General features: G+C 70.0%; 17 protein-coding genes. 7 read left to right on the top strand and 10 right to left on the bottom strand.

Annotated elements, in window-relative coordinates; all coding sequences use genetic code 11:
- Nucleotides 1–4: 4 nt before the first annotated feature.
- The 10 genes from C8J24_RS15735 to madL all read right to left on the bottom strand — a co-directional run bounded on the left by C8J24_RS15735 (nucleotide 5) and on the right by madL (nucleotide 13,501).
- Nucleotides 5–7,504: a BapA/Bap/LapF family large adhesin gene (locus C8J24_RS15735; RefSeq protein ID WP_146163716.1), complete on the bottom strand. Its 7,500-nt coding sequence runs from the start codon at nucleotides 7,502–7,504 to the stop codon at nucleotides 5–7.
- A gap of 243 nt (nucleotides 7,505–7,747) precedes the next feature.
- A complete protein-coding gene (locus tag C8J24_RS15730) occupies nucleotides 7,748–8,626 on the bottom strand; it encodes a hypothetical protein (RefSeq protein ID WP_107933820.1) in 879 nt (292 codons plus the stop codon).
- A 35-nt stretch (nucleotides 8,627–8,661) separates the two neighbouring features.
- Complete coding sequence (locus C8J24_RS15725) at nucleotides 8,662–8,874, bottom strand: CsbD family protein (RefSeq protein ID WP_056408432.1); 213 nt, start codon at nucleotides 8,872–8,874, stop codon at nucleotides 8,662–8,664.
- Nucleotides 8,871–10,403, bottom strand: a complete 1,533-nt coding sequence (locus C8J24_RS15720; protein ID WP_107934290.1) for a PAS domain S-box protein — start codon at nucleotides 10,401–10,403, stop codon at nucleotides 8,871–8,873. Before C8J24_RS15720 ends, C8J24_RS15725 begins: the two co-directional genes overlap by 4 nt.
- Nucleotides 10,404–10,407: 4 nt before the next feature.
- Entirely contained in the window at nucleotides 10,408–10,773 is a 366-nt protein-coding gene (locus C8J24_RS15715; protein WP_031395490.1) for a CsbD family protein, read from the bottom strand.
- Nucleotides 10,774–10,813: 40 nt separating this feature from the next.
- On the bottom strand, nucleotides 10,814–11,143 hold the full coding sequence (locus C8J24_RS15710) for a hypothetical protein (RefSeq protein ID WP_107933817.1): 330 nt from the start codon (nucleotides 11,141–11,143) through the stop codon (nucleotides 10,814–10,816).
- 94 nt (nucleotides 11,144–11,237) lie between these two features.
- Nucleotides 11,238–11,432, bottom strand: a complete 195-nt coding sequence (locus C8J24_RS15705) for a hypothetical protein (protein WP_056676852.1) — start codon at nucleotides 11,430–11,432, stop codon at nucleotides 11,238–11,240.
- Nucleotides 11,433–11,587: 155 nt separating this feature from the next.
- Nucleotides 11,588–12,277, bottom strand: coding sequence for a GntR family transcriptional regulator (locus C8J24_RS15700; RefSeq protein ID WP_031440053.1), 690 nt, complete (start codon nucleotides 12,275–12,277; stop codon nucleotides 11,588–11,590).
- A 4-nt stretch (nucleotides 12,278–12,281) separates the two neighbouring features.
- Nucleotides 12,282–13,046: a malonate transporter subunit MadM gene (gene madM, locus C8J24_RS15695; RefSeq protein ID WP_056022622.1), complete on the bottom strand. Its 765-nt coding sequence runs from the start codon at nucleotides 13,044–13,046 to the stop codon at nucleotides 12,282–12,284.
- Between the two features lie 11 nt (nucleotides 13,047–13,057).
- Entirely contained in the window at nucleotides 13,058–13,501 is a 444-nt protein-coding gene (madL, locus tag C8J24_RS15690) for a malonate transporter subunit MadL (protein ID WP_107933815.1), read from the bottom strand.
- A 165-nt stretch (nucleotides 13,502–13,666) separates the two neighbouring features.
- Between madL and mdcA the strand changes: the two genes are divergently transcribed.
- Genes mdcA through C8J24_RS15655 form a run of 7 tightly spaced genes read left to right on the top strand, consistent with a single transcriptional unit; the run spans nucleotide 13,667 to nucleotide 19,671 of the window.
- Nucleotides 13,667–15,313 carry a malonate decarboxylase subunit alpha gene (gene mdcA / locus C8J24_RS15685; protein WP_107933813.1) on the top strand — a complete coding sequence of 549 codons (1,647 nt, stop codon included), beginning with the start codon at nucleotides 13,667–13,669 and terminating at the stop codon, nucleotides 15,311–15,313.
- Nucleotides 15,314–15,324: 11 nt separating this feature from the next.
- Nucleotides 15,325–15,642, top strand: a complete 318-nt coding sequence (gene mdcC, locus C8J24_RS15680) for a malonate decarboxylase acyl carrier protein (protein ID WP_056408413.1) — start codon at nucleotides 15,325–15,327, stop codon at nucleotides 15,640–15,642.
- On the top strand, nucleotides 15,639–16,598 hold the full coding sequence (locus C8J24_RS15675) for a biotin-independent malonate decarboxylase subunit beta (protein WP_107933811.1): 960 nt from the start codon (nucleotides 15,639–15,641) through the stop codon (nucleotides 16,596–16,598). The genes mdcC and C8J24_RS15675 overlap by 4 nt, the downstream gene beginning before the upstream one ends.
- Entirely contained in the window at nucleotides 16,585–17,301 is a 717-nt protein-coding gene (locus tag C8J24_RS15670; protein ID WP_107933809.1) for a biotin-independent malonate decarboxylase subunit gamma, read from the top strand. Before C8J24_RS15675 ends, C8J24_RS15670 begins: the two co-directional genes overlap by 14 nt.
- A complete protein-coding gene (gene mdcG, locus C8J24_RS15665) occupies nucleotides 17,301–17,930 on the top strand; it encodes a malonate decarboxylase holo-[acyl-carrier-protein] synthase (protein ID WP_107933806.1) in 630 nt (209 codons plus the stop codon). The genes C8J24_RS15670 and mdcG overlap by 1 nt, the downstream gene beginning before the upstream one ends.
- Entirely contained in the window at nucleotides 17,927–18,763 is an 837-nt protein-coding gene (mdcB, locus tag C8J24_RS15660) for a triphosphoribosyl-dephospho-CoA synthase MdcB (RefSeq protein ID WP_107933804.1), read from the top strand. The genes mdcG and mdcB overlap by 4 nt, the downstream gene beginning before the upstream one ends.
- Nucleotides 18,760–19,671 (top strand): ACP S-malonyltransferase, encoded by a 912-nt coding sequence (locus tag C8J24_RS15655; RefSeq protein ID WP_107933801.1) that lies wholly within the window; start codon nucleotides 18,760–18,762, stop codon nucleotides 19,669–19,671. The genes mdcB and C8J24_RS15655 overlap by 4 nt, the downstream gene beginning before the upstream one ends.
- Nucleotides 19,672–19,765: the final 94 nt, after the last annotated feature.

Below are 19,765 nucleotides of genomic sequence, written 5' to 3'. Positions count from 1 at the left end.
ATGCTTATACAACATGACTGGTGACAAGTCCGTTCTGATCCTGATCCGGGATAGTGGCGAGGTAATCGAACGGATCGACGACGGTGGCGATTTCCGTGACGACGATCGGATCGAACGAAACCGTATCGGGCTCTTCTCGGATCGATGCTTGTGGTTCCTCTGCAAGATACTGTGACAGCACGTCCTCCAACTCGCCCTGACCCTCGAACAGATCATAGGTGGCGAGCCCGATCACCGGTCCGGCCGCCGCGAACGCGCCCGATTCGACGCTCTGTACCGTGAGCGCGTCGAGCGGGATGACGTCGAGGTCCCCGGTCTCCACCAGCGCCGTCAGCTCCGCGAACCCGTTTGCGTCCGATGCGACCGATGCGAAGCCCGCCGCAGCGGCAGGTCCGTCGCCGGGCACGTCGATCGTCACGGTCAGCGTCGCGGTGGACAGCACGCCATTGGGCTGGACGAGCTGATAGGTGAAGCTGTCGGTGAGATCGACTGCGGAGAAGCCGAGCGTCGCGCTGGGCTGATAGGCATAGCCGCCGGTCTCATCGATTTGCAGCGTGCCATATCGGCCGGTCAGCGTGACCGGAGTGTCGCCGATCTCGGCAAAACCGCTGCCGCGATCGACGCGGATCGCCGCGAAGCTGGTATTGGTCGTGTCATTGTCGAGCAGATTGCCCGTCGCGGTCTCGCGCGTCGCCAGCGTGTAATCGTTGAGGAACAAGGTGCTCGAGCCCAGCGAGACCGTGGTGCCGAAACTCCCGACGCTCAGCGCAGCATTGCTGCTGACCTGGTAGGAATAGCTGCCGCTGGGCAGGTCGTCGAAGGTGAAGGTCGCGACGCCGCCGAGCCCCAGGTTCAACGCCGTATTGATGGTGCTGGTGCGAACGACGACTCCCTCGGCGTTCCGCACGCTGACGGTATAGGCCGGCAGTACGGAGAGCAGCCCGCCCGTTCGTGCGGCGACGATCGTGATATCCGACACCGCGGCGGGGGCGACGGTGAAACTGCCAGTGCCCGTGCCGGTGGCTTGCCCCGTCAGGATCGCCCCGGTCGACGTGAAGTCGAACGCCTGTGCGGGCGGCAGCGTGGTGACGACATTCTGGAACGTCACGTCGGCAAACGCCTGGTCGGCGACCGCAAGCGGCGCGCCGGTGATGTCCGGGCTGCCGATCGCGATCGTCAACGTCGCGGTTTCACGCTCGCCATCGGTCGGGTCTACCAGCGTGTAGGTAAAGGTCTCGGTCCGCCCGATCGCGCCGGCATTCGCGACGGGGGTGTAGCTGTAGCTGCCGTCGGGGTTGATCCTCAGGCTGCCCCAGGCGCCGGTGACGCTGCTCCCGTCCGGTCCGACGTCGGTCGTCACGCCGTTGACCGTGACGCTGGCGACGCGGGTTCCGGGGCCCGTGACGTCGATCTCGCCACCCGGGCCCGCGTCGGTGATGACATTGCCGGTCGCCGCGATCGGCGTTGCACCGGCAATGTCGGTAAAGTCCGAATCGATCCCGGCGACCGACAGATCGCCGAGCAACCCAAGTCCCGCCGTCCCCTGGAAGGTCAGGAATGCCCGGTAGACGCCCGGTCCCAGCGTCTCGGTCGCGCTGAGATTGCCGTTGAGCAGACCGATCTCGAGCAGCGAGGCCGGTCCGTTGCCGGTGACCGCGACCCACTGCGTCCCCACCAGCTTCTGCACGACCACCGCATAGTCGCTGGCAACGCCGATCGACACCGCCGCGTCATAGGTGAACCGTGCATCCAGGCTGTGGCCCTCCGCCACCGAGAAGCGGACGTTGCGAACCGCGAGCACCTCGGCGTCGAGGTCGACGAGGCCCAGCGAGACAAGGGCAAGATAGCGGGCGCTCCCCAGATCGACCGGGGCCGTGGTCGGCAGGAGATCGAGGCCGGCGGCGTCGACATTGCCGAACGCGGCGATGTCGAACGGGGCGGCGATGCTGGCAGGGACCGAGACATTCCCCGTGGCATCGGCCTGGGTGACGCTCAGCGTCCCGCCCGCCGCCTGTGCCGGCGCCAGCGTGACCGTATAGCGGCCATCGGCATCGACGGTCGCGACGCCGATCAGCGTGGCATCGGGATCGCGAACCTCGACCCGTGCGCCGACCTCGCCCGTCCCGGTCAGCGTCGTGCCGTCATTGGTGATCGCGGAGATGATCGGCGGCGGCGGGGCGGTGATGTCGGGCGCCGCGACGGTCGCGATGGCCGAGACGTTGCCGGTGGGATCGGCCTGGCTTGCCAACAGCGTCTCGCCATTGACCGGCGCCGGGCTCAGCTGCGCGGTGTAGCTGCCATCCGCGGCGACCTGTGCGGTGCCCAGGATGACGGCACCGAGACGGATCGTCACGGTCGCACCCGGCTCGCCGATCCCGGTCGCCGTGCTGCCGTCCGGTGCGATCGTGACGACGGGCAGGGCGGGCGCGGTGTAATCGGGCGCAACCAGCGCGATCGGCGCCGAGACATTGCCCGCAGCGTCAGCCTGTGTCGCGGCCAGCGTCTGTCCATCGGTCTGCGCGGGCGTCAGCGTCACCGCATAGGCGCCGTTCGCGCCGACGATCGCGGTGCCCAGACTGGTCGTATCGGCCGCGCGGATCGTGATCGTCGCGCCCGGTTCGCCCGTGCCCGTGACGACGCCTCCCGTCAGATCGAGCATTGCCGTGGGGGCGGCGGGGGCGGTCAGGTCGGGCGCGACCGCGGTGGCGGGCGGCGAGACGTCGCCGTCCGCGTCGGTCTGCGTGACGCGGACCGTCTCGCCGTCGATCCGGGCGGGGACGAGCGCGACACGGTAGCTTCCGTCCGGACCGGCGACGCCGGTGCCGATGATCGTCCCGACCGCATCATAGACGATAACCGCGGCACTGGCATTCGCCGTCCCCGCCACCGCAGCGCCATCCGGGTCGACCGCGGCGCTCGGCGCATCGGGCGTGGTGTCCGCGACGAGGTCCGGTGCGGTCGCGGTCACGATGGGCGAGCCGTTTCCGGCAACGTCCCGCTGGTCGACCCCCAGCACTTCGCCGTTGGTCTGCGCCGGATCGAGCGGCACCGTATAGGTGCCGTCGCCCTGGACGACGGCCTGACCCAGCACGCGGCCCAGCGGATCGCGGACGGTCACCGTCGCTCCCGCCTCGCCCGTACCGGTGAGCGTGAGTCCATCAGGCGCGACGGTGGCCAGCGGCGCGGCCGGCGCGGTCAGGTCGGGCGCGGTCAGTGTGGTTGCGGGCGACGGATTGCCCGCGGCATCGGCCTGCGACACGCTCAGTGTCTGGCGGTCGATCTGCGGGGTCGCGAGCGTGACGCTATACTCGCCTTGCGCGGTGACGATCGCGGTTCCCAGCGGCGTACCAAAAGCATCGCGGACCGTCAGCGTCGCGCCGGGCTCGCCGGTGCCCATGACGACCGATCCGCTCGCGTCGAGCATCGCGACGGGCGCAGGCGGCGCGGTGATGTCCGGGGCCGTCACGCCGGTCGACGCGGAGACATTGCCCGCCGCGTCGGCCTGCGTCACGCCGAGCCTCTCGCCATTGGCCTGCGCCGGGGTCAGCGTTGCGGCATAGCTTCGGTCCTCCGCGACGATCGCGGTACCGATCACGATGCCCGCCGCGTTGGTGACGCTGATCGTCGCACCAGGCGCGCCGGTACCGGTCGCGAGACTGCCATCGCCGCTGATCGTCGCGGCGGGCGCGTCGGGTGCGGTGGTATCGGGGGCCAGCAGTCCCACCGGGGCCGAGACATTGCCCGCGCGATCGGCCTGCACGACCGACAGCGCTTCGCCGTCGAGCTGCGGGGGGACGAGGGCGACGGCATAGGCGCCGTCGGCGGCGACGATGGCGGTCCCAAGCGTCGCTCCGCCGGGCGCGGTGACGGTCACGGTGGCGCCGACCTGGCCTGATCCGGTGACGACCGAACCGTCCCCGCTGATCGTCGCGGTCGGCACGCCCGGCGCGGTGATGTCGGGGGCGATCGCGGTGGCGGGTGCGGACACATTGCCCGCCCCGTCGGTCAGCGTCACGCTCAGCGTCTCGCCATCCGCCTGGACGGGGTCGAGCACGATACGGAAACCGCCATCGGCGGCGACGGTCGCGGTACCGATCGCGGTGCCGGATGGATCGCGCACGGTGACGATCGTACCGGCCTCGCCTGTGCCGACGAGCAGGCTGCCATCGCCCTCGACGGTCGCCGTCGGCGCTGCAGGGGCGGTGACGTCGGGCACTGCGATCAGCGCGGGGGCCGAGACATTTCCGGCGGCATCCGCCTGCGTCACCGCAAGCGTCCCGCCATCGCGCTGCGCAGGATCAAGGATCACCGCAAAGGCCCCGGCGGCATTCGCGGTCGCGGTGCCGATCACGGTACCGTCGGCATCGCGTACCGTGATCGCCGCGCCGGCGTCGCCCGTCCCGGTCAGGGCCGTACCCGTCTGGTCGAGCACCGCGCTGGGGGCGTCGGGCGCGGTCAGGTCGGGCGCGATCGCGGTCGCGGGGGGCGAGACATTGCCGTCGCCGTCGGTTTGCGTCACGCGGATCGTCTCGCCGTCACGCAGCGCAGGGACGAGCGCGATGCTATACTGTCCGTCGCCCGCGGCGAGACCCGTCGCGATCACCACGCCATCGGCATCGAACAGCGTGACCGTCGCGCCCGCTACCGCGCTCCCCGTCACCGCGCTGCCGTCGATGGTGATCGTCGCGGTCGGTGCATCGGGGCCGAGATCGGCGACCAGATCGGGCGCGACAGCGGTCGCCTCGGGCGAGGCATTGCCCGCGGCATCGACCTGCCGCACGCTCAGCGTTTCCCCGTCGATCTGCGACGGCGTCAGCGTTACCGTATAGCTGCCATCGCCCGCGACGATGATCGTGCCGATCACCGCGCCGACCGGGCTACGCACCGTCAGTGTCGCACCCGCTTCTCCGGTCCCGGTCAGGCTTGCACCATCGGCGGCGACCGTCCCGGTTGGCGCAGCTGGCGCGGTCTGGTCGGGTGCGATCAGCGCGGTGGCGGTCGAAACATTGCCCGCGGCATCCGCCTGCACGACCGAGATAAGCTGGCTGTCGATCTGCGGCGGGACGAGCACGACATCGTAATTGCCGCGCGCATCGACGATCGCCGCGCCGATCTCGGTATCGGTGGCGTCGCGGACCGAGATCCGGGCGCCGGGCTCGCCCGTGCCGCTCACGATCGTCCCCGTCGCATCGAGCGCGGCGGCCGGGGCCGCCGGCGCGGTCACGTCGGGGGCGATCAGCGACAGTGGGGACGCGGCATTGCCTGCGGCGTCCGTCTGGATCACGTTGAGCCGTTCGCCATTCGCCTGTGCCGGGTCGAGCAGCACGCTATATTGCCCGTCGACCCCGACCTGCGCGATGCCGATCGTCGTGCCGGCAAGGTCGCGGACCACGATCTGCGCCCCGGGTTCGCCCGTCCCCGTCACCAGCGTACCGTCCCCGTTGATCGCGGCGACCGGCTGCGCCGGCGCGGTGAAGTCGGGCGCGATCGTGCTCGCCGTGCCCGACGCATTGCCTGCGGCGTCGCTCTGAACCGCCTCGACCCGTTCACCATCGGTCTGCGCCGACCGCAGCGTGATTTCGTAGCGTCCGCCGGCGTCGACGTTTCCGCTTCCGAGCACAACGCCGTCCTCGCCGGTGATGGTGATGGTCGCACCCGGCTCGCCCGTGCCGGTCGCGATCGTGCCGGTGCCGTCGAGCGCGATCGTCGGTGCTGCCGGCGCGGTGATGTCGGGCGCAACGACCCCGACCACGGGTGAGGCATTGCCCGCCGCATCCGCCTGGCTGACGCCCAGCGTCTCGCCATTGGTCTGCGCCGGCGACAGCGGCACCGCAAAGCCGCCGTCCGTCCCGGCGGTCGCGGTGCCGATCACCACGCCATTGGCGTCGGTCACAGTCACGGTCGCGCCCGCCTCGCCGGTCCCGCTCAGCAGCGTCCCGTCGCCGCTCACCGCCGCGGCGGGGGTCACCGGTGCCGTGAGGTCGGGCGACGCGATCTGCACCGCAGCGGAGACATTACCCGCAGCATCGGTCTGTGTGACGGCGAGGCTGCCGCCACTCGCCTGCGCGGGCGACAGCGGCGTCGTGAAGCTGCCGTCCGCCGCCACGACGACGCTGGCGATCACAATGCCCGCAGCATCACGCACCGTGACGGTCGCGCCCGCTTCGCCGCGCCCGGTGACGGTCGCACCACCAGCGTCGATCGCCGCCTCGGGCGCGCCGGGCGCGGTGGTATCGGGCGCAGCGACCTGCACGGCGGGGGAGACATTGCCCGCGGCGTCGGTCTGGGTGACGGCGAGACTGCCGCCGTTCGCCTGTGCGGGCGACAGCGGCGTAGCGAAGCTGCCGTCCGCCGCCACGACGACGCTGGCGATCACAATGCCCGCAGCATCACGCACCGTGACGGTCGCGCTCGCCTCGCCCCGACCGGTGACGGTCGCACCACCGGCGTCGATCACCGCCTCGGGCGCGCCGGGTGCAGTGGTATCGGGCGCAGCGACTTGTACGGCGGGGGAGATATTGCCCGCTGCGTCGGTCTGCGTGACGGCAAGGCTGCCGCCGTTGGACTGAGCGGGTGACAGCGGCGTCGTGAAGCTGCCGTCCGCCGCCACGACGACGCTGGCGATCACAATGCCCGCAGCATCACGCACCGTGACGGTCGCGCCCGCCTCGCCCCGACCGGTGATCGTCGCACCACCAGCGTCGATCGCCGCCTCGGGCGCAGCGGGTGCGGTGGTATCGGGCGCAGCGACCTGCACAGCGGGGGAGACATTGCCCGCGGCGTCGGTCTGCGTGACGGCAAGGCTGCCGCCGTTGGACTGAGCGGGTGACAGCGGCGTCGTAAAGCTGCCGTCCGCTGCCACGATGACGCTTGCGATCACGGCGCCAGCAGCATCACGCACTGTGACCGTCGCGCCGGCCTCGCCGAGCCCGGTGACGGACGTGCCGTCACCTGCGATCGTGACGCTCGGAGCGGCGGGGGGTGTTGTGTCGGGCGGGGTGATGACGGGCGGGGTCGTCACAGGTGGGGTGGTGACGGGCTGGGTGGCCGGATCAGGCTGGGTCGCGGGTGTATCCGAGCCGCCGCCGCCGCCCAATGCCGCCGCCGCGCCGCCTGCCGCGACCACCCCGCCCAGCAGGGCAGCGGGCAGCGCGAGTGAGGCGCCACCGCCGCCGCCCGCCGCCGCGACAAGGTCCTCGGGATCCTCGAGCGGGACGAAGCGCGGCGCGCCCGGCGCGACGCGCGCCTGCCACATGGTGCCGCCGGGTTCGTTCAGGACGAGATCATGCGGTGCGACCCCGGCATCTTCAGGATGAAAATTGGCGACCTCGACATGGTCCCCGTTGGTCAGGCGGACGATGAGCGCATTGCCCTCACGCTCGAACCCCGCGACTTCGGAGCGGGCAAGGTCGAGCCGGACGACGCTCGGCGCATCGAGGCTCACGGCCTCTCCCGATACGCGCGTGACGGCCCCGGTTGCTTTCGAGATGACGTGTACGTCCATGCTTCATCCTCCTGTGCGGGTCAGCGGCGCGGCGGTGCCGACGGTCCCAGCGGGCACGTCGACGACCTTCGAAACTGCTGACTTCTCGAGAGGGACAAAGCGCGGCGCGGTCGGGGGGCCGCAACCATTCCGCTATCGGAATCAATTCCGCAGCCAAGGTCATGGCACGGCAGCGCGCGGGCCAAAAAAAAAGGCGCCGCCGGAGGATCCGGCAGCGCCCGAGATAGGCTCGGCGTATCGCGATCAGATGCGGCGGCGCGTCGCGGCGGTCGCGCCGGCCCCTGCGGCGGCGGCACCGATCAGCAGCGCGATCACCACCATGAACGACGTGCCCGCAGCGGCGCCGGCGGCGGTGTCGGTCGCCGACTTGGCGGTCGCGATCGTCTCGTCCTTGGTCTTGACGAACTGTGCCTTGGCGCGCGTGACCTGAGCCTGGGCTTCGGGACGCGCGATCTTGCGCTGCGCGGCGACGATGTCGACGATGCGGCTCTCGGCACGCGCGCCGTCCGGCCCGCCACGGGCGAGCGCGGGAAGCTGCTTGGAGACTTCCTTCTGCGCCTGTTCCGACGTCATCTGTGCAGGATCCGACGGTGCGTCCGACAGATAGGCGGCCGCCTCTTCGCGGACGTCGCCCGTGTCGACGCCGGCGACGTCGGCAACCTTGGGCGCAGCAGCCCCGATCCCGGTCCCGGCTGCGGTTGCAACCGAGCTGACGGTGCGGAAGGCGCCGCCGATGATCCCGCCGACCGCCGAGGTCAGCAGGTACAGCGTCAGGATCAGCGTAACGCCCCAGACCACAAGGCCATGGACGAGCCCGTCGAACCGGTCATGCACGCCGGCGACGCGTGCCGCAGCATATCCGCCCGCGCCAAGCGCGATGATCGTCGTGACGATCCAGTACAGCCCGGCACCGATGCCGAAGCCCGCAGCGCCCGGCGTGGTCCCCTCGACCGGATCGACCAGGGTCAGGCCGATGCCCGTGCCGAGAATGCCCAGCACGAGCTGGACCGCGATCGCGAGGACGACGCCCGCAAAGATCGCCCCCCAGGATATGCGGCTGGGCGTCTTCGCAAGACGCAGGTCGTCGGCCGGCAGAACGCCGGGTGTCGTGTTGATCGTCATAGATGCTCCTGTTGAATAATGTGCCCGCGACGGCGTCAGTCGGCTCCGTCGCGGTCGATGGAATGATCCGTTTCATGCGGCTCGGCCTGGGCCTGCTTCGCGCCGGCCTTGCTTTCGCGGCGGCCGCTGCGTTCGACACCGGGGTCGCCGATGATCTTGCCGATCGCCTCCTGGACGGAGCCCTTGGCCTGGCGCGCGCGTCCGGTCTTGCTGCCGGCCTTGCCGCCTGGTGTCGTGTCGTCGGTCATGCTGCGACCTCCTTGCTTGCCGCGTCGGCCGGATGACGCGCGGGCAGCGAGTCTCCGTCGAAGCCGCGCGCGCGCGCCCAGGCTGCGGCGGCGTTGCGGCGGTTGACCCCGATCTTCGAATAGATCCGCGCGACATGGTTGCGCACCGTGTTGCCTGAGACGTCGAGCGTCCGGGCGATCGACTTGTCGTCGAGCCCGCGACAGATCAGCGCCAGCACCTCGCGCTCGCGCGGGGTCAGCTCGTCGAGCCCGACGCCGACCGGATCCGCCTGCGGCGTCCGGATCCGCGCGAGCTTCTCCATGATCGACCGGCTGAGCCAGCTCGTATCCTGCATCACCGCTTCGATCGCATGGACCAGCTCGCGCTCAGATGCCTTGCGCGTGCTGATGTCGCGCATTGCCCACAACATGCACGGTTCGCCTCCAAGCTGGATCGGTTCGCTCGAGACGATCCCGTCGATCACCTGACCCGATTTCAATCGGAGCCGCAGTTCGCGATCGCGGATCGGCCGGTCGGCGGCGATCTCGCCCTCGATCTCGTACTGGATCGCACCGGTCTCCCACAGATCGACGACCCCGAGCGGCCGATCGACGATGTCCGCCGCCGTATAGCCGGTCAGCTCGGTGAACGCCTCGTTGACGTCGCACAGCCGGTGGCCGTCGCGCGTGCCGATCGCCAGCGCGACCGGCGCCAGCGAGAAGGTACGCGTGAACCGGTCCTCGCTGTGGCGCAGCGCGGTCTCCGCCTTGCGACGCGGTTCGAGGTCCGCGAAGGTGAACAGCATGCAGGCCTGCTCGGCCAGATCGATCGGCTGGCCCGCGACGATCACCAGCTTGGTACCGCCTTCGGGCAGGTCGAGTTCGGCCTCCATCTGCGGGATCGTCCGCCCCTCGCACAGCCGCTGCTTCGCCACGTCGCGCTTGTCGGCATGCGCGAGGATGTCGAGATCGTAGAGCGTGCGCGCGAGCACCCCGTCGCGCTCATGCCCGGTCATGTCGAGAAAACCCTGATTGACCTTCACGAATTTCAGATCGCACAGCCGGCAGATCAGCGCGGGCGCAGGGTTCGCGTTAAACGACTGCTCGAACCGGTCTTCCGCCTCGAACTGCGCCGAGACGTCCTGAATGACCAGGACGAGGCATTCGGGCTCGTCCTGGTCGTCGGTCAGGACGAGGCTGCGGACCTGATGGACCCAGCGCGGGCTGTCCTCGCCCGCGACCGCCACCTCGACCACCACCTGCGAAAACGCCTCGCCCGACACGACGCGCTCGATCGGATAGTCATCGTCGCCCAACCGGTGGTTGTTGCGATAGCGCAGCTGGAACTTCGCGCGATAGGCGTCGACCGTCGCCCCCAGATCCTCGACCGCGTCGACCCCGTGCATCGCGAGCGCCGCAGCGTTCGCCCACAGGATCGACTGGTCGGGATCGATCAGGATCACGCCCTCGTCGAGCCCCGCGATGATCTGGCGCAGATGGCGCAGATCAGCGGAGTCGCGCAGCGACTTGAGGGCGGGGGCGGCGGTCATCGGATCAGTCGCGCTGGCCGTGGACGAGCCAGGCCAGGCCATAGCCGATCGCGGCGGCGCCGAGTGCCCAGAGCAAAGGTGCGTCCTCGGCGGATTCCTGCACGGTCCGCGCGCCCTGTCGCGCCAGCTGGCCGGCGCGGTCGGCGGCCTCGCGGGCGTCGCTGCCGAGCTTGTCGGCGAGCTCCGGGGCGCCATCGACCGCATCGGCGACCGCGGACTTCGCGCGGCCGTAGAGATTCTGTGCGCCGCCCGCGACCTGATCGACGACGCCGTCGACCTGCCAGTCACGGCTGCTGACGGTATCGCCGATCGTCTTCTCGACCTTGCCGCCGACATAGCGTGCGCCGCCCTGGAATTCGTCCTTGTTCATCGTCTTGTCCTTCTCGAAAGTGGGGAAACGTCAATTCGGCTCAGGGCAGGACACGGCAGCCCGCCGCGGCCTTGCCGACCTCGAGCGCGATCGCCGGATCGCGCAGTTCGGAGGCGACACGGATCAGGTCGGACGGCGTCAGCGCCCCCGGCGTCGTGTCGTTCTGCCGATACGCCGCGGTCGCCTTGCCGAGCCGCTGGAGCTGCCCGAGCGACAGGCGCGACTGGAGCCGCTCGCCGACGCAATCCGCGCGCGGCGCGTCGAGCCCGTAGCGCAGCAACCCCGAGGATATGCGCGTCGCCGGTGCCGCACAGCCGACGACTCCCGTCATCAACACAAGCGAGGCGATCGTCGCAGACAGGCTTTTCATGATCGGGCTCCCGACATTCCAGGAGCGCAACTGCTTCCGGATCGGACGCATAAAGCGTGAAACAGGACGTAAGTTCCTGGTATTTATGCGCTAATTATGGGTACTCATATACTAGAGGGTCGGCTGCCCGCGCCCGGTACAATCGCGCGAACCGGCGATGCAGCGTCACCGTGCTGGCATCGGTCGCCACGCTGGCGCGCCGCTCGTGCCAATCGGCGCGCGCGTGAAAATAGGCGGCCTCGCCGGCCCCCCCGGTCTGCGGCGGCCGGTCGTCGTCCTGATCCGTCATCGTCCTGCTTTTCCCAATGGTCGTCGCCGCGACCCTAGGCCGTCAGCGCCACCGCCGCGTGATCGGAAAGGACCAGTGCACTGGGTAGATATCCCAGTCGGCGCAGCATGCCTCCGGGGGGACTCATACGTGGCGGAACCCTCCACGCCGGGCGATCATCCCGCCGGCTTGGCGTGCGCGGCGTCCTGGTGCGCGATATAGCTGTCGAGCGCGCTGGCGGCGTTGAGCATGTGCGCGCGCATCCGCCGGGCCGCCTCGTCGCCATCGCCCTCGGCGATCGCGCGCATCACCGCGTCATGCTCCGCGCGCGAGCTGACGAGGCGGCGGTCCTGACGTAGCTGCATCCGGCGGAACGCGTTGAGCCGCGTCCGCACCGCGATTGCCTGATCGGCCAGAAAATCATTATGCGCCGCGCGGTAGATCGCCTCGTGGAACTCACGGTTGAGCGCGTCATAGGCGTCGACGTCACCCGCCACGACCGCCGCCTCGCTCGCCTCGTGCACCCGCAGCAGACGGCTGCGTTCTAGCGGCGTGATCCGGTAGGTGGCGAGCCGGACGCACACCGCCTCGAGCTCCGCCATCGTCTCGAACATGTCCATCACCTCCTCGGCGGTGACATGACGGACGATGACGCCGCGGCGCGGGCGGACCTCGACCATCCCGCTGGTCGCGAGCTGGCGCAGCGCCTCGCGGACCGGGGTACGCGAGGCGCCGTAGCGGTCGGCCAGTTGCTGTTCGTCGAGCATCGTGCCCGGCGCGAGCTCGCCGGACGAGATCGCATCGGTCAGCGCGTTGCGGATCCGGTCGGACAGCAGCCCCGTGTCTTCGCTCTCGATATCCGCCACGCTGTCAGCCCCCCACGATCGCGCGGACGATCAGATAGAGGATCGACGGCGCCACTAGGCACCCTAGCCCGGTATGGAAGGTCGCGGTCAAGGCGCCATAAGGTACGAGCCGGCGATCGGTCGCGGCAAGCCCGCCTGACACGCCGCTGACCGTCCCCATCAGCCCGCCGAACACCATCGCGCTGCGCGGGTTGTTGAGCCCGATCAGCCCGGCGACCAAGGGCGTGCCGACCATCACCATCACGGCCTTGAACACGCCCGTCGCGATCGACAGCGCGATGACCGGCGAGCTCGCGCCGATCGCAGCCCCCGTGACCGGCCCGACGATATAGGTGACCGCGCCCGCGCCGATCGTCGTCATCGACACCGCATCGGTATAGCCGAACGACGCCGCGACCAGCGCGCCGACGATGAACGGCAGGATCGTGCCGAGCAGCAGCGCGACGACGCCGATCAGCCCCGCCTTCTTCGCCTGTTCGACATCGACCTCGCACGCGGTCGCGACGATCGCGAAGTCGCGCAGCATCGCGCCGCCCATCAGCCCGATCCCGGCGAGCATCGGCAGGTCGGCGAGCCCCTTGTGTCCGCCCGTCGCGATCCCGCCCCAGAAGGCGAGCGCGAGGCCGATCAGGATCGCGATCGCCGAGCCGTGGACCCGGCCCATCGTCAGCTTGGCGGACAGGATGTTCGACAGCCACATGACGATGCCGACGACCGCGAACGCGGTGAGCAGCGCATTGGCGGTCAGGACCTTGGTGATCATTTCCATGCGTTCGGTCCTCAGCGCGGGGTGATCGGGGCGGGGGATCCGGCGGCGATCGCCATCTCGGCTTCACGCGACTCGCGCGCCTCGATCTCGTCCATCGTCTCGGGCGTGCCCGACAACCGGCTGATGATCGCGACCGCGCTGAAGCACAGCAGCAGCGCGCCGACGCCCGCGATCAGCACGATCGGACCGCCCTCGACCGCGGCGACGACATCCTGCTGCGCCGCCATCGCGACGACGATCGGGATATACAGCGCACCCCAGAAGCCGATCCCGCGCGACACGCCTTCATTGTAGCGACCGCGCGTCTTCAGCCACATCCGCGCGGCGATCAGCAGGATCATCGCGATGCCGACCCCGCCGACATTGGCTTTCACGCCGAGCAGCACGCCAAGGCCTTCGCCGAGCAATTGCCCGATCAGCGTACAGATCGCGAGCAGTGCTACTCCGGCGATCATGCGCCGCGTCCCGCATCTGTGGCGGCAACGGGTAGGGGCTCGCTCATGGCATATCCTCTCTCTGTATTCGATCTGGCGTCTTATACGTCATCAAGTATGCACAGGGTTGCGTTTGGAGCAATAGCGAATACAAGAGAGCCGGAATAAGCGTCAGGAGGCGATGCGGTGCGGCAATGGAATACGCGCAAGCAGATGCGCGAGGAGCGGATCGCGGCTGGTCGGGGCTTTGCCACCGGCAAGCTGGTCGATCCCGAAACGCTCGTCGACTTTCTCGAAGCGGTGCTGAGGCCCGGTGACCGGGTCTGTCTCGAGGGCGACAACCAGAAACAGGCGGACGTCCTGGCCAAGGGGCTGGCCGCGATGGACCCGGCGCGGATCCACGATCTGCACATGGTGCAATCGGGCGTCGTGCTGCCCGAGCATCTCGACGTGTTCGACAGCGGCATCGCGAAGCGGCTCGACTTCTCCTACTCCGGCCCGCAATCGGCACGGATCGCGAGGATGCTGTTCGGCGGCAAGATCGAGCTCGGCGCGATCCACACCTATCTCGAACTGTTTGCGCGCTATTTCGTCGATCTGACGCCGCAGGTCGCGCTGATCGCCGCGGTCAGCGCGGATCGTCACGGCAACCTGTATACCGGCCCCAATACCGAAGACACGCCGACCGTGGTCGAGGCGACGAGCTTCGGCAGCGGTCTCGTGATCGCGCAGGTCGGCGAGATCGTCGATACGCTGCCGCGCGTCGACATCCCCGGCGATCAGGTCCATTTCGTGCTCGACGCCGGGCGGCCCTTCTATGTCGAGCCGCTGTTCACGCGCGATCCCGCGGCGATGACCGAGACTCAGATCCTGACCGCGATGCTGGCGATCAAGGGGCTGTATCAGCCCTACGGCGTGCGCCGGTTGAATCACGGCATCGGCTTCAACACTGCGGCGATCGAGCTGCTGCTGCCGACCTATGGCGAGAAGCTCGGCCTGAAGGGCAAGATCTGCACGCACTGGGCGCTCAACCCCCACCCGACACTGATCCCCGCGATCGAGGCGGGCTGGGTCGAGCAGGTCCATTGCTTCGGCTCCGAAGTCGGGATGGAGGATTATCTCGCCGCGCGGCCCGACATCTTCTTCACCGGCCCCGACGGCTCGCTCCGCTCGAACCGCGCCTTCAGCCAGACCGCAGGGCTGTATGCCTGCGACATGTTCATCGGCTCGACGCTGCAGATCGATCTTGCCGGGCACAGCTCGACGATCACCGCGAACCGCATCGCCGGCTTTGGCGGCGCGCCCAACATGGGCTCGGATGCGCGCGGCCGGCGCCATCCGAGTGCACCGTGGTTGCAGGCCGGCGCGGAGGCGGATCCCGATACCGCGGCACCGCTTCGGCGCGGCCGCAAGCTCGTGGTGCAGATCGGCGAGACGTTCGGCGAGGGCAACGCGCCGCTGTTCGTCGAGAAGCTCGGCGCGCTTGAACTCGCGGAAAAGCTCGATCTCGATCTCGCACCGATCATGGTCTACGCCGACGACACCACGCACATCGTCACAGAAGAGGGCATCGCCAATCTGCTGCTCTGCCGCAATGCGGACGAGCGCGAACAGGCGATCCGCGGCGTGGCGGGCTTTACCGAGATCGGCCGCGGCCGCGACAAGGCGATGGTCGAACGGCTGCGCGAGCGGAAGATCATCCAGCGGCCCGAGGATCTCGGCATCGACCCGCTCGACGCGAACCGCAACATGCTCGCCGCGCGTTCGATCAAGGACCTGATGCTCGCCTCGGGCGGGCTCTACCGGCCGCCGAGCCGGTTCCGGAACTGGTAGGGGATAGAAGCATGGAAATCCTGCATTTCGATATCGCCGCGCCCGTCCCCGCGGGCGGCACGCGCGCGATGGCGCTGGTCGGCGTGGTCGCGTCGGGCAATCTGGAAGTGCTGGTCGAGCGCGGCGCCGCGGCCGATCGGTGCGCGATTGAGATCAGCACCGCGGCGCACGGCTTTCGCGACCTGTGGGACGCGGTGGTCGCCGATTTCGTCGGCCGGCGCGCGGCGGGCGGCCTGCGGATCGCGATCAACGATGGCGGCGCGCGACCCGATACGGTGTCGCTGCGCCTCGCCCAGGCCGTCCGCATGATCGAGGAGCCCGAAGCATGAGCAGTCTTCATCAGAGCTGGTACGAGGCCGGCGCGCGCGAGCGGATCGCGGCGCTGGTCGATGCCGGCAGCTTCACCGAATATGTCGGTCCCGAGCGTCGCGAGACCAGCCCGCATCTCGGCATCTTCGACCTGCCCGCGCAGTTTGACGACGGCATCGTCGTCGGCGCTGCGACGGTCGACGGCACGCCGATCCTGATCGCCGCGCAGGAGGGCCGCTTCATGGGCGGCGCATTCGGCGAGGTGCACGGCGCCAAGCTGACCGGGCTGCTCCGCGCCGCCAAAGCCCTTAACCGCGATGTCGTGATCGCGTTCGACACCGGCGGCGTGCGTCTGCAGGAGGCCAATGCCGGCGAGATCGCGATCGCCGAGATCATGCGCGCGGTTACCGAAGCGCGGATCGCGGGCGTGCGCGTCGTCGGGCTGATCGGCGGGCGCGCTGGCTGTTATGGCGGCGGCGGGCTGATCGCCGGCTGCTGCTCGACGCTGATCATCTCCGAACAGGGCCGGATCAGCGTCACCGGCCCCGAGGTGATCGAGACCAACAAGGGCGTCGAGGAATTCGACTCGCGCGATCGCGCCCTGGTCTGGCGGACGATGGGCGGCAAGCACCGCACGCTGATCGGTGGCGCGGACCTGTTCGTCGACGACGATGCGGCGGCGTTCCGCGCGGCGATGCTCGCGGCGCTCGTGCGACCAGCCAAGGCGGGTTCCGTCCGGAACGCCTCCTCTGTCCCGTTCGGGAGAGGGGAGCGACCCGGTCTCGATCTGGCCACTCTGGACGCGGAACAGGACCGCCTCGAACGCCGCATCGCCCGGTTCGGCGACGCCGCCGACGCGACCGACATATGGCGCACGCTGGGCATCGACGACGCGCGGGCGATCCCCGACATGCCTTCCGCCGCCTTCGCGACCCTAGCCGCCCAGTACCGGGAGAGCGCCGATGACGCCCGCTGAGATCCTCGACTCGCTGTTTCCGGCCGGCCATGATGTCACCGCGGAGGGCGACCTGCTGTTCGGGCGAGGCACATCGCCCGGCGGACGGGTCGTGCATGTGATCGGCGCCACCGCCCGCGCGCCGATCGGCATCGACCAGGCGATCCGCCTGTCCGGCGCGGTGCTCGCGATCGCGTGCAGCGACGACGACGCGCCGATCCTCTTCCTCGTCGACAGCGCGAGCCAGCGGATGAGTCGACGCGACGAACTGCTCGGCCTCAGCGAATATCTCGCGCATCTCGCCAAGTCGCTGCTCCTCGCCGAGGCGCGCGGCCACCGTACGATCGGCCTGCTCTATGGCGGCAGTGCGGCCGGCGCGTTCATCTCCACCGCGCTCGCCTGCGACACGCTCGTCGCGCTGCCCGGCGCGCATCCCGAAGTCATGGACCTCGCCTCGATGGCGCGCGTCACCAAGCTGTCGATCGATCTGCTCGAGGACAAGGCCAAGACCACCCCGGTCTTCGCCCCCGGCCTCGACAATCTGGTCAGCGTCGGCGGGGTCGCCGAAGTCTGGGATCCGCAGCGCAGCCTGGCCGATCAGCTCGCGACGCTGCTCGCCGCGCCGCGCGATCACGATGCGCGTGCGACGCTCGGGGCCGAGCGTCAGGGCCGGCCCAAGGCGGCGGCGATTGCGGGCGAGGTGGCCGCGGCGGCGCGACGCTGATGCGCTTCGACCGACACCGGCTGGTCTGGATCGACCCGCAGCGCTGGCCCGCCATCCTCGCCGCGCACGGGCTCGCCAACGCCCCGGCGCTGCTTGCCGATTGGGCCAGGGACGACCGCCCGCTGATCGCGCGGCGGCCGGTCGTCGGCGAACTGCCGTGCCTGGTCCCGCTGGGGCTGCCCCTGCCGCCCTCGATCGGCAAGCAGCGGCTCGCCTTCGCCGTGCCCCCCGACGCGATCCGCGCCGACGCCCCGCCGCCACTGCTGCGCGATGCGGCGGCGGCGGCACCCCCCGCCTGGCAGGACAGCATCGCCGCGCTCGTCACGCTCGACCCGGACACGCGCTGTTTCGGCAGCCTCGCCTGGGCGCATCTGACAGGACTGGCCTATCTGTCGCCGGGTTCGGATCTCGACCTGCTCTGGACGGTGGCGGATCAGCGCACCGCGACCGCACGTGCTCGCGCGCTTCTGACCATCGGAGCGACCGTACCGATGCGGATCGACGGCGAATTGCTCACCCCACAAGGACATGCGGTGCAGTGGCGCGAATGGGCGTCGGACGCACCCGATCTGCTCGTCAAGGCGGCGCACGCGAACGGCGTGACCCCGCGCGCGGCGGTGTTCGCATGACCGCGCTCGTCGCGGCGACACCCGCGGTCGACACCGACGCGATCGGCCACGCCGCCGCTTCGTGCCTCAGGCGGGAGATCGCGACCTATCCCAAGCCCGGCCTCGTCAGCCCGGTGGATGCGGGTGCGCATGACGACATGGATGCGGCGATGATGAACCGCAGCGCCGACGCACTCGCCCCCTATCTTGCCGCTCTGGCCCAGGCGGGCGCCGCGGGCGCGGGGATGGACCGGCTGCGCGCGATCGGGATCGCGGCGGAGGCGGCGATGATGGTCGCGACGGGCGGCGTGAACACGCACCGCGGTGCGATCTTTGGCATGGGCCTGCTCTGCGCCGCTACGGGGTTCCGCGCGCGTTATGGCATCGCCGCACCGCTCGGGACGATCGTCGCGCAGCACTGGGGCGCGGAGATCCTGCGCGGGCCCGTCGCGCTGCACAGCCATGGCACCACCGTCGCGCGCCGCCATGCCGCGGGCGGCGCACGGGCCGAGGCCGCCGCCGGCTTCCCCGCGCTCTACGCCACCGCCTTGCCCGCGCTCGCTACCGCACGGCGCCTGCGGCCCGACAACCGGAACGCGCAGGCGGTGCAGGTCCTGATGGCGCTGATCGTCGGCGTCGCGGACACCAATCTCCTCTATCGCGGCGGCCCCGCCGGCCTGGCCTTCGCGCAAGACGAGGCCAGCGCCTTCCTCGCGACGGGAGGCATCGCCGCGGCGGACTGGCGCGCGCGCGCGATCGCGGTCCATCACCGCTTCGTCGCCCGGCGGCTCAGTCCGGGGGGCTGTGCGGACCTGCTCGCGATGACCTTCTTCGTCGCGGCGCACGACGCGTGACGCTCGTGCTGCTCTGTTCGGGGCAGGGGCGGCAGGATCGCGCGATGTTCGACCTGTTCGTCGACCAGCCCGCCGCCGCACCGATCCTCGCCGAGGCCACCGCTATCCTCGGACAGGACGTCCATCAGCTCGTCCGCACCGCCGCGGACGACCGGCTCCACGCCAATGCGACGAGCCAGATCCTGTGCGTCGCGCGCGGGCTGGCGGCGGCGGCGTGTCTCGAACCGATCGGTCCGGCGCTGGTCGCGGGCTATAGCGTTGGCGAGATGACCGCCTGGGGCATTGCCGGCCTGTGGTCGCCCGCCGCCACGCTACGGCTCACCGCGGCGCGAGCGGCGGCGATGGACGCGGCCGGCGGCGCGGAGGATGGCCTCGGCTTCGTCCGCGGCCTGCCGCGCGACGCGGTCGAGGCGCTGGTCGCGCGGTTCGACTGCAGCATCGCGATCGTCAATCCCGGCCTTCTGTTCGTGATCGGCGGCACCCGCGCGCAGGTCGCCGCCTGTTGCGACGCGGCACTGTCGCAGGGCGCAGCGACCGCTCGCCCGATCGCGGTCCGCGTCGCGTCGCACACCCGTCGCCTGTCCGCTGCGGTCGCCCCGTTCCAAGCCGCGCTGCTCGAAGCCCAGCCCGCACGGCCGGTCCGGGGTCGTACGCTGATCGGCGCAACCGATGCCGCGATCGTTCGCGGCGCCGCCGGCATCGCAGGGCTCGCGGCCCAGCTCGACACGACGATCGACTGGGCCGCCACGCTCGAGGCCCTCGTCGAACGCGGCGTTGACCGTCTGCTCGAACTCGGCCCCGGCACCGCGCTCGCCGACATGGTCCGCGCCGCCTATCCCACGCTCGACGTCCGCGCGGTCGACGACTTCCGCAGCCTTGCCGGAGTCACCGCCTGGATCGCCCGCTGAACGTCGGGGGAGACAAGGGGAGGGTGCCGTTCGATAGGGCGGGCGGTGATCCCAACCCTTTGTTAGCTATTGCTTTATATCGTCATAGGCCGGG

Source organism: Sphingomonas aerolata (assembly GCF_003046295.1).
In the GTDB taxonomy this organism is placed as follows: domain Bacteria; phylum Pseudomonadota; class Alphaproteobacteria; order Sphingomonadales; family Sphingomonadaceae; genus Sphingomonas; species Sphingomonas aerolata.
This window is presented reverse-complemented; position numbering and strand designations above follow the sequence as displayed.